The 9,446-nt window shown below is 72.1% G+C and carries 10 protein-coding genes and 1 pseudogene; 7 read left to right on the forward strand and 4 right to left on the reverse strand.

Going from position 1 to position 9,446, the window contains the following annotated elements:
• The first annotated feature begins 1 nt into the window (after position 1).
• A complete protein-coding gene (locus ACZ4FV_RS02710; protein ID WP_395874619.1) occupies positions 2 to 652 on the forward strand; it encodes a futalosine hydrolase in 651 nt (216 codons plus the stop codon).
• On the forward strand, positions 649 to 1,485 hold the full coding sequence (locus tag ACZ4FV_RS02715; protein WP_395874617.1) for a 1,4-dihydroxy-6-naphthoate synthase: 837 nt from the start codon (positions 649 to 651) through the stop codon (positions 1,483 to 1,485). The genes ACZ4FV_RS02710 and ACZ4FV_RS02715 overlap by 4 nt, the downstream gene beginning before the upstream one ends.
• 370 nt (positions 1,486 to 1,855) lie before the next feature.
• Here the strand turns inward: ACZ4FV_RS02715 and ACZ4FV_RS02720 are convergent, their stop codons facing one another.
• Positions 1,856 to 2,239 (reverse strand): cold-shock protein, encoded by a 384-nt coding sequence (locus ACZ4FV_RS02720; protein ID WP_020556830.1) that lies wholly within the window; start codon positions 2,237 to 2,239, stop codon positions 1,856 to 1,858.
• Positions 2,240 to 2,442: 203 nt separating this feature from the next.
• Here ACZ4FV_RS02720 and ACZ4FV_RS02725 point away from each other — a divergent pair, with 203 nt between their 5' ends.
• Entirely contained in the window at positions 2,443 to 2,679 is a 237-nt protein-coding gene (locus ACZ4FV_RS02725) for a hypothetical protein (RefSeq protein WP_395874615.1), read from the forward strand.
• A gap of 33 nt (positions 2,680 to 2,712) precedes the next feature.
• Here the strand turns inward: ACZ4FV_RS02725 and larE are convergent, their stop codons facing one another.
• Both larE and ACZ4FV_RS02735 read right to left on the reverse strand, forming a co-directional pair.
• Positions 2,713 to 3,489, reverse strand: a complete 777-nt coding sequence (gene larE, locus ACZ4FV_RS02730; RefSeq protein ID WP_465321673.1) for an ATP-dependent sacrificial sulfur transferase LarE — start codon at positions 3,487 to 3,489, stop codon at positions 2,713 to 2,715.
• A 69-nt stretch (positions 3,490 to 3,558) separates the two neighbouring features.
• Positions 3,559 to 4,116: pseudogene (locus tag ACZ4FV_RS02735) on the reverse strand (HAD family hydrolase); the annotation flags it as partial.
• Positions 4,117 to 4,506: 390 nt separating this feature from the next.
• Here ACZ4FV_RS02735 and ACZ4FV_RS02740 point away from each other — a divergent pair.
• Both ACZ4FV_RS02740 and ACZ4FV_RS02745 read left to right on the forward strand, forming a co-directional pair.
• A complete protein-coding gene (locus ACZ4FV_RS02740; RefSeq protein WP_395874613.1) occupies positions 4,507 to 4,716 on the forward strand; it encodes a hypothetical protein in 210 nt (69 codons plus the stop codon).
• A 73-nt stretch (positions 4,717 to 4,789) separates the two neighbouring features.
• Positions 4,790 to 5,416, forward strand: a complete 627-nt coding sequence (locus ACZ4FV_RS02745; RefSeq protein WP_395874611.1) for a VanZ family protein — start codon at positions 4,790 to 4,792, stop codon at positions 5,414 to 5,416.
• A gap of 29 nt (positions 5,417 to 5,445) precedes the next feature.
• On the opposite strand, the gene ACZ4FV_RS02750 is transcribed toward ACZ4FV_RS02745, so the two are convergent.
• On the reverse strand, positions 5,446 to 7,092 hold the full coding sequence (locus ACZ4FV_RS02750; protein WP_395874609.1) for a DNA repair helicase XPB: 1,647 nt from the start codon (positions 7,090 to 7,092) through the stop codon (positions 5,446 to 5,448).
• Positions 7,093 to 7,284: 192 nt separating this feature from the next.
• Here ACZ4FV_RS02750 and ACZ4FV_RS02755 point away from each other — a divergent pair, with 192 nt between their 5' ends.
• Together ACZ4FV_RS02755 and ACZ4FV_RS02760 are read left to right on the forward strand one after the other, a co-directional pair.
• Positions 7,285 to 8,271, forward strand: coding sequence for an ABC transporter ATP-binding protein (locus tag ACZ4FV_RS02755; RefSeq protein WP_395874635.1), 987 nt, complete (start codon positions 7,285 to 7,287; stop codon positions 8,269 to 8,271).
• Positions 8,268 to 9,116 (forward strand): hypothetical protein, encoded by an 849-nt coding sequence (locus ACZ4FV_RS02760; RefSeq protein ID WP_395874608.1) that lies wholly within the window; start codon positions 8,268 to 8,270, stop codon positions 9,114 to 9,116. Before ACZ4FV_RS02755 ends, ACZ4FV_RS02760 begins: the two co-directional genes overlap by 4 nt.
• The last annotated feature ends 330 nt before the right edge of the window (positions 9,117 to 9,446 follow it).

Genomic DNA, 9,446 nt, shown 5'->3' on the forward strand with positions numbered 1-9,446 from the left:
CTTGCCCATCCTGGTGATCACCGCGGTGGCCGCCGAGCGCGACGCCGTGCTCGGCGGTTCGCGTTCGTGGCGGATACCCGGTCCCGACGTGCTCGCCGTCGGCGCGGGTCCGGCCGCCTCGGCCGCCGGAACCGCCGCGGCACTCGCCCGCGGCTCCTACGACCTGGTGATCAACGCCGGTATCGGGGGCGGCTTCGCGGGTGTCGCGCCGGTCGGCTCGACGGTGCTGGCCACCCGCGTGGTGGCGGCCGATCTGGGCGCGCAGACCGCCGACGGGTTCGTGCCGATCGAGGAACTGGGCTTCGGGACGAGCGCGTTCGAGGCCGACCCGGGTCTTCTCGCCCGCGTGGGCGACGCGTTGCGGGTGGCCGACATCCCGCTCGCCACCGGACCCGCGCTCACCGTGTCCACGGTCACCGGCACCGCCGCGCGTGCCGCCGAGCTGGCCGAGCGCCATCCGGGTGCCGCGGTCGAGGGCATGGAGGGCTTCGGAGTGGCCACCGCCGCCGCCGCGTTCGCCGTGCCGATGCTCGAACTGCGCACCGTCTCCAACGCCGTGGGTCCGCGCGACCGCGCGGCGTGGCGCATCCCCGACGCGCTGCGCGCACTCACCGCGGCCTTCGCCGCGCTCGAAGGGAGCCCGACGCCATGACCCTGTCGCTGGCCTACTCGCCGTGCCCGAACGACACGTTCGTCTTCCACGCGTGGACGCACGGGCTGCTTCCGGACGCGCCGCCCGTGGACGTGCGCTACGCCGACATCGACATCACCAACGGCCTGGCCGAGCGCGGTGAACTGGACCTGCTCAAGGTGTCCTACGCCGCGCTGCCGTGGGTCCTGGACGAGTACGCGCTGCTGCCCTGCGGCGGCGCGCTCGGCCGGGGCTGCGGCCCGCTGGTGCTGAGCCTGGGCGCGAGCACGCCGGCGGCGCTGGCGGGCAAGGTGGTCGCGGTACCGAGCGAACGCTCCACCGCCTACCTGCTGTTCCGGCTGTGGGCGGCGGGCAACGTGCCCGGTGGGGTCGGCGAGATCCGGGTGTTGCCGTTCGCCGAGATCATGCCCGCGGTGCGCGACGGCGTCGTGGACGCGGGCCTGGTCATCCACGAGGCGCGCTTCACCTACGCGCGCTACGGCCTGACCTGCCTGGCCGACATGGGCGACTGGTGGGAGTCGGACACCGGCCTGCCGATCCCGCTCGGCGCGATCATCGCCAAGCGCTCGCTGGACCTGCCCGCGCTGGCCGCGGCGGCTCGCGCCTCGGTCGAACACGCGTGGGCAAACCCGGCCGCGTCGCGCGCCTACGTCCTGGAACACGCCCAGGAGATGGACCCGGCGGTCGCCGACCAACACATCGCCCTGTATGTCAACGAGTTCACCCGCGACCTGGGCGACGCCGGCCACGCCGCGGTCACCCACCTCCTCACTCGCGCCGCCGCCGAAAACCTGGTCCCCGCCATCCCGGCAAGCGCCCTCGCATTCCCCTAGACACCGGCCGCACCGGACGGGCTCTCGAGCCCGCCCGGCACAATCCAGCCCATCCGGCGCCCGATGACAACGCAGCCCTCGGCGAGACCAACCCGCGCCCGGGTACGCAACCCCATCAGCCGGTCGGGCGCTCGAGGACAACCCAGGTCTCGGCGGCACCAACGCCACACGGGAACCCAACCCACCCAGCCCGTCCGGCGCCTGAGGACAACCCAGGCTCGGCAAGACCAACGCCACACGGAAACACAACCCACTCAGCCCGTCCGGCGCCTGAGGACCAACTCAGCCCGTCCGGCGCTTGAGGACACCGCTCAGGCGGCCAGACCGAGCAACCCGCCGCATCGCGCAACAACGCGTCGGGTGAAACCCGTCACGTGTCCAACTCGTCGGCGACCGCCCGCAGGAGTTCGGCGACCTTCGTGGTCGCGCGCTTGTCGGGGTAGCGCCCGCGCTCGAGCGTCTTGTCGACGCCTTCGAGGACCTTGAGCAGGTCCTGGATGATCGAACTCATCTCGTCGGGCTTCTTGCGGCTCGCGGCGACGACGGAGGGGCGCGGGTCCAGGACGCGGAGCGAGAGGGCCTGTTCGCCCCGTCGCCCCTCGACGATGCCGAACTCGACCCGGGTGCCCGGCTTGAGCGTGTCCAGGCCCTGCGGCAGCGCCGACGCGTGCACGAACACGTCGCCCCCGTCGTCCCGGGACAAAAACCCGAAGCCCTTCTCGGTGTCGAACCACTTGACCTTGCCGGTGGGCACGGGAGACCTCGATCGTGTCGGGACGGCTTCGTCGGGACTTTTACGAGCATTTACCAGGCTGGGTGGGGCGCACACATCGAATCCGAGCAGGAACGCGTAGTGACCCCGTTCACTCGACCAGGCTAATGGTCGCGTTCTCGGCCGGACATGGGGATCCCGCCCCGGGCGCGTCCGGGGCGGAACGGGGCATCTACCCTGGGCGTGTGTACAACGCATCCGCAGGCCCCGGCGATCGGCTCGTCCGCATCGGCGCGGTGCTCTTCGCCATCGGAACGCTCGCCACGCTCGCCACCGTCACGCCGCTGCTGATCGGCGCCGACGCGCTGCCGACGGCGGTCTACCTGGTCAGCGCGCTGATGCCGGTCGGCTTCGCGCTGGCCGGCGCTGGGCTGTTCAAATCGGCCCGCAGCAGGCGTCGACCGGTGCCCAAGACCCTCTGACGCCGGTCCGCCCCGGCGCGCCCAGGGCGTGTCTCAGCGGTACGACTCCGGGTCCACCAGGAGTTCGTTCATCGCGCCCTCGCGGTAGCCGAGCGGATCCACCTCGACGCTCGCGAAGCCGGCCTCGCGCACCGCGGCCAGGGCCGGCGCGTGGCCGTCCACGACGGCGCTCAGCGGGCCGTCCACCTCGATCCGCGCGGACTGCCCCAGATCGCGCACCCGCAGGTTGCGGACCGCGATCCCGTCCCGGACCAGCACCGCGCGCAACGCGGTCTCCGCGCGTTCGACCCGGGCCAGCCGGGCCGGGGTGATCGCCACGCCATAGGCGACCCGGCTGGACAGACAGGCCGCGGCCGGCTTGTCCCAGGTCGGCAATCCCCAGGTCCGGCTGATCGCCCGCACCTGGGCCTTGGTCAGGCCCGCGTCGCACAGCGGGGTGACCGCGCCGGCCTCGGCCGCCGCGGCGATCCCGGGCCGAAAGCCCGCGCGCACGTCGTCCGCGTTGGTTCCGGTGGCCAGGTGGGCCATCCCCGCCGCGCGCGCCACCGGCCCGAGCACCGCCATCAACTCCGTCTTGCAGAACCGGCATCGATCGCCGCCGTTCGCGCGGTAGCCCTCGCGGGCCATCTCGTCGCTGGGCACCAGTTCGTGCCGCACCCCCAGTCGGGCCGCGAAGGCCCGCGCGGCGTCGCGTTCGGCGGCCGGCAGGCTCGACGACTCGGTGGTCAGCGCGAGCACGTGGTGGACGCCCAGCGTGCGCACCGCCGCGGCGAGCAGGAAGGCCGAGTCCGCGCCGCCGGAGAACGCCACCGCGACGCTGCCCAGTTCGCGCAGCCGCTCGCGCAGGTCCGCGAGCCGCAGGTCGGCGACGTGCCCGTCCAGCCACGCGGGAAACTCGGTCAGGTCGTCGAGCACGACGTCGGCCCCGGCGGCGCGCAGGTCCGCGGCGGAGATCGGGCCGGTGGCCACGCCGACCGCGATCGCGCCCGCCGCGCGCGCCCCGATCAGATCGCCGAGGTGGTCGCCCACGTACACGCTCGCCCCCGACGCGCGTAGTGCGCCGCCCTTCTGCTCGCCCCACAGGTCACCGACCAAGTGGTCCACGGCCAGGTCCAGATGGTCCAGGTGCAGGCGCGCGTTGGGCTCGTGCTTGCCGGTCACCACCATCGTGCGGCCGCCGTGTCGATGCACCGCGGCGAGCGCCTCACGGGCACCGGGCAGCACGTCCGTACCGGGCACGGCGTGTTGGGGGTAGATCTCGCGGTAGCGCGCGGCGACGGCGGTGATCTCGGCGGCCGGGAACCAGTTCGCGACCTCGGTCTCCAGTGGTGGCCCCAGTCGGGAGACGACCAGCGCGATGTCGATCGGGACGCCGGTCTCCTCGGCGAGCACGGACCACGCCGCCCCGATGCCGGGACGGGAATCGACGAGCGTCATGTCCAGGTCGAAACCAACTACGAGGGCATTCACCCGTTCAGCCTACGACGAGGCACGTTGCGTGCCGATGTCCGATTGCGTGCGTTGCCGTGAACAGGGCCATCCTTGATCGTTTCCGGTTCGTGGCGTCAAGGGCGCATTCGAGGCGAGAGCGCGACCGCCGGGGGCTCGCTCCCGGCGCACGCCATCCCCCACGCCGATCCGACCCGCGCCGGCCACGGCGATCGGGCCCTCGCCCCGACCCCGTCCCGGTCCCGGGTGTCGGCCGACCCCGATCCTCCGGGTCCGCCGCTCGGTCCACCCCTAGGGGACGGTCATCCGCGAGAGGTACCGAGGCGGGCGCCCTGGTGCTGACGCACCCGTTGTGTCGGTCCACGTAGCGTCGAGGACATGAGCACGATGACGCATCTCCCCGCCCCTCGACCACTGCGGATGCCGGCCCTGCGCGGCTCCTCCCCCGCCGAGATCGCCTTCCCCGAACTGGTGCGCGCCCGGCTGCGCCGGCCCGCCCACATCACCGCGACGATCGCGCGCGGCACATGGGTGTTCACCAGTACCGCCGTCCAGGTCACCCTGCTCGGTCGGCACGCCGTGCCGTGACCCCGCATGGTCCGGGGCCCCGTGGGCAGACGCCCGCTCAGGGCAGCCGAACCGACAATCGGGGGTGGATACGGTGGACACGCCCGGCGCGAAAACCGCGAAACGCACGGCCGCGAAACGCACCACCACCAAGCGCACGCCCACGAAACGCAAGGCCGCCGACGTCGCCGACCCGCGTCCCGCTCCCGCCCGCTCGCGCGGCGCCCGCGTGCTGCGCGGCATCGCAATCGGGCTCGGCGCACTGGCCCTGGTCGCGTTCGCGCTGGTGCTGGCCCGGGTGACGTTCACCCCGCAGCCCGATTCGCAGGACCTGGTCACCGGCAACACCGATCCAGGCGACTCGATTCGCTCCTACCTGGACCGCCCCGAAGTCCGGGACGCGGTCCGGCAGATCGGCGGCAACCTGGTGCTGTGCGCGCCGCTGGGCGTACTGCTCCCGGTGGTCACCGCCCGGCTGCGCGGCCCACTTCGGATCCTGCTCACCGTCGGCGCGCTGATGCTCGTCGTCGAGGCGGTCCAGGGGCTGTTCGTGGTCGGCCGGGCGTTCGACATCGACGACGTGATCCTGAACGCGACCGGCGCGTTCCTCGCCTACATATTCCTGGGCCGGCACCTGGCCGCCCGCGTCCACCCCCGCCGCACACCGTTTTGGCGGCGGGAGCGGACCGCGAAGACGCCCGAAGGGCGCCCGAGCCACTGATCGAACGTCCCCCGAACCGAACGCCCCGGCTACCTCTGCTTGTCCAGGTCGTCGGAGTCGACGATCCGGTACGCGTAACCCTGTTCCGCGAGGAAACGTTGCCGATGCGCCGCGAAGTCCTGGTCGATGGTGTCCCGCGCGACGACCGAGTAGAAGCGCGCACCCCGGCCGTCCGCCTTGGGTCGCAACACCCGCCCGAGTCGCTGGGCCTCCTCCTGCCGCGACCCGAACGAACCGGACACCTGGATGGCCACCGTCGCGTCCGGCAGGTCGATCGAGAAGTTCGCCACCTTGCTGACCACGAGCGCCTGCACCGCGCCGGTGCGGAACGCGTCGAACAACCGCTCGCGCTCCTTGTTGGTGGTCTCGCCCTTGATCACCGGCGCGTTCAACACCTCGCCCAACTCGTCGAGTTGGTCGATGTACTGGCCGATGACCAGGGTCTGTTCACCACGGTGCCGCTCGACCAGGTCCTTGACCACGCGCGTCTTGCTGGCGGTGGTCGCGCAGAAGCGATAGCGCTCCTCGGGCTCGGCGGTCGCGTAGGCCAGCCGTTCGGTCTCTGTCAATGTCACCCGAACCTCGACGCAGTCGGCCGGCGCGATGTATCCCTGGTTCTCGATCTCCTTCCACGGCGCGTCGTAGCGCTTGGGGCCGATCAGCGAGAACACGTCGCCCTCGCGGCCGTCCTCGCGTACCAGCGTCGCGGTCAGGCCCAGTCGACGCCGAGCCTGCAGGTCGGCGGTGAACCGGAAGATGGGGGCGGGCAACAGGTGGACCTCGTCGTACACGATCAGGCCCCAGTCCCTGGAGTCGAACAGCTCCAGGTGCGGGTAGACGCCCTTTCGGCGCGTGGTCACCACCTGGTAGGTCGCGATGGTGACCGGCCGGATCTCCTTGCGGGTACCGCTGTACTCGCCGATCTCGTCCTCGGTCAGCGACGTGCGCTTGACCAACTCGGACTTCCACTGGCGGGCCGAGACCGTATTGGTGACCAGGATCAGCGTGGTCGCCTTCGCGGTCGCCATCGCCGCCGCGCCCACCAGCGTCTTGCCCGCGCCACACGGCAGCACGACCACACCCGAGCCGCCGTGCCAGAAGCCCTCGACCGCCTCCTGCTGGTACGGCCGCAACTGCCAGCCGTCCTCGGCCAGGTCGATCGTGTGCGCCTCGCCGTCCACGTAGCCCGCGAAGTCCTCGGCGGGCCAGCCGAGCTTGAGCAGCACCTGCTTGATCTGCCCGCGCTCGGAGGGGTGCACCACCACGGTGTCCGGGTCCACTCGGGTGCCGACCAGTGGAATCATCTTCTTGCTGCGCAGCACCTCCTCGAGCACCGCGCGGTCGGTGGTGGTCAGCACGAGGCCGTGGGTGGGGTGCTTGGACAGTTGGAGCCGGCCGTAGCGGCCCATCGTCTCCGCGACGTCCACGAGCAGCGCGTTGGGCACCGGGTAGCGCGAGTAGCGCAGCAGTACGTCCACGACCTGCTCGGCGTCGTGGCCGGCGGCGCGCGCGTTCCACAGGCCCAGCGGGGTCAGCCGATAGGTGTGCACGTGCTCCGGGGCGCGCTCGAGCTCGGCGAACGGCGCGATGGCCCGGCGGCAGTCGGCGGAGGCCTCGTGCCCGACCTCGAGGAGCAGGGTTTTGTCGGACTGGACGATCAGCGGGCCATCGGGCACGGGCCAACCTTTCCGCAAGGAGGAGGGGACGGGACCAACAAGTGTCAACCATCCGCTCGGCGGCCGTGTTCCGAAAACCGTTTGTCATCGGCGGGAGCAGGCATTAGGGACCGTACTGCCCAGGGAGGAGCGCCAGACCCATCCTTACGGAGGAACACACAAACCGGCCGGCCTACCTACCCTGGATACTTGATGGCGCAACAAACGTCGTCGGCCTCCGACGATCGGGTTCCCCGTCCCGATCGCACCGCCGCCGAGACCCCCGAGCACACCGGCGAACCCATGGGTCCCGCCGTGTCCACCCGTGCCCTGACCCGGGACTACGGCGGCGGCACCGGGATCTTCGGCATAGACCTGAAGGTGCCGCGCGGCTGCGTATACGGCCTGGTGGGACCCAACGGCGCGGGCAAGACCACGCTGTTGTCGATCATGGGCGGCACCCGGCGGGCGGATTCCGGCGAGGTGGTCTTCGGCGTCGATCGACGCCGCGTCGCGGTGTCCACGGACGTGCCCGAATTCGAGCCCTGGCTGACCGCGTCCGAGGTGGTCGAACTGGCCGGAAACCTCGTCGACCGTCGGCTGCCCCGGGAGAAGGTCAAGGTCGCCCTGCATCGCACCGGCCTGTCCGCGTGCGGCGACCGCAAGGCCGGCTCGCTCTCGCGCGGCATGACGCTGCGCCTTGGCCTGGCCGCCGCGCTGGTGGCCGACCCCGAACTGCTGATCCTGGACGAGCCCACCTCCGCGCTGGACCCGCGCGGTCGGGCGGACGTGCTCGACCTGGTGGCGAGCCTGCGCGAGCACACCACGGTCGTCTTCTCCAGCCACATCCTGGCCGACGTACAGCGGGTCTGCGATCACGTGGGCGTGGTGCGCGCGGGCCGGCTGCTCTACCAGGGGCCGACCGCCGAACTGGTGGACACGCACATGCGGCCGAGCTGGCTGGTCCGGGTGCGCGGTGGCGGCACCGACCTGTTGCGCGCGTTCGCCGCGGAGAGCTGGGTCGCGCGCGTGTCGTCGCTGCGGCCGGGGCTGTTCCGGGTGGAGGCCCGGTCGCTGGAGGCCGGTGAGCGGCACCTCGCCGAGGTGCTCAGCCGCAGCACGGCCCGGTTGGTGTCGGTCGCGCCGGAGGAGTCGGACCTGGAGGCGGCATTCCTGTCCATCACCGGCGGTCCGCGATGACCCGATCCGGCGCCGTTCAGGCGCCCGCGTCGACGTCGGCCGGCCCGCCCGCGGTGGTGGCCGACGCGGCGCGGGTGCTCCCGCGCGGGCCGCGCCGACTGGGGCTGTGGCGCCTGGAGTGGCTGCGGCTGGTGCGCACCAAACGATTGTTGCTGCTCCTGGTCGCCTATCCGGGCGTGGGCCTGATCGGCCCGGTCTTCGCCAAGCACCGTGATCGCATCGTCGAGGCCCTGCACATCGACGCGGTGGCACCGGTGGGCGGGATGCGGGCGGACAGCGGGATGGCGGTGTACACCTACGCCGCCGGCCAGATCGGCATCCTGGTCGGCCTCGCGCTGATGGCGAGCGCGCTCGCGGTCGACCATCGACCGGGTCTGGCCGCGTTCCATCGCACCCGGGTGCGGCGACGTCGCGATCTGGTGGTGCCGCGGTACACGGTGACCACGGCGGCGGTCTCTTTGGCCTACCTGATGGGCAACCTGATCGCCTGGGCCCAGGTGCACTGGATGTTCGGCCCGCTGCCGGCGAAGGCCGTCTTCTACGGGTCCTTCTACGGGATCGTGGGCGTCGTGCTGGAGGTGAGCGTGGTCGCCGCGATGGCGGCGTTCCTGCGCCGTCCCGTGGCGATCTTCGGCGGGTCCCTGGTCGCGTTCGTGCTGATGCCGGTCGCGGCGCTGTGGCGCCCGTTGCAGCACTGGTTGCCGAGCCAGCTCTTCAACTGCCAGGTCGACCTGCTGCGCGGGCACACTCCCGGCGAGTACGTCGACAACCTGGTGGTCGCCGTGGTCCTGTCCGCGCTGAGCGTGTGGCTCGCGGTGTGGCGGATCGGGCGCCGGGAGATGTGAGTCGGGCGGTGCCGGGCGGTGCCGGGCGGCTGCGTCGACGGCTCGCGTGGGGGTGGGTCGCGTGGGGGTGGGTCGCGGGTGGGTGGGTCGTGGGTGGGTGGGTCGTGGGCGGGTGGGTCGTGGGCGGGTGAGTCGTGGGCGGGTGAGTCGTGGGCGGGCCGGGGCGTGGGCGGGCCGGGGCGTGGCGGGCCGGGGCGTGGGCGGGCCGGAGTCGTGGCGGCGGCGTTGCTGTTTTTTGGGCGACTTCGTCGCCGGCTCGCGAGGCGCCGCTTTTTCTTTCCTCCGCTTCGCTCCTCCAAGAAAAAGCGGCGCCTCGCTCGGGACGGTGTG

Source organism: Embleya sp. NPDC025285 (genome assembly GCF_055558835.1).

Coding starts and splice junctions, on each gene's coding strand:
- ACZ4FV_RS02715 (WP_395874617.1), top strand. CDS start 649: ATGACCCTGTCGCTGGCCTACTCGCCGTGCCCGAACGACACGTTCGTC.
- ACZ4FV_RS02740 (WP_395874613.1), top strand. CDS start 4,507: ATGAGCACGATGACGCATCTCCCCGCCCCTCGACCACTGCGGATGCCG.
- ACZ4FV_RS02755 (WP_395874635.1), top strand. CDS start 7,285: ATGGCGCAACAAACGTCGTCGGCCTCCGACGATCGGGTTCCCCGTCCC.
- ACZ4FV_RS02760 (WP_395874608.1), top strand. CDS start 8,268: ATGACCCGATCCGGCGCCGTTCAGGCGCCCGCGTCGACGTCGGCCGGC.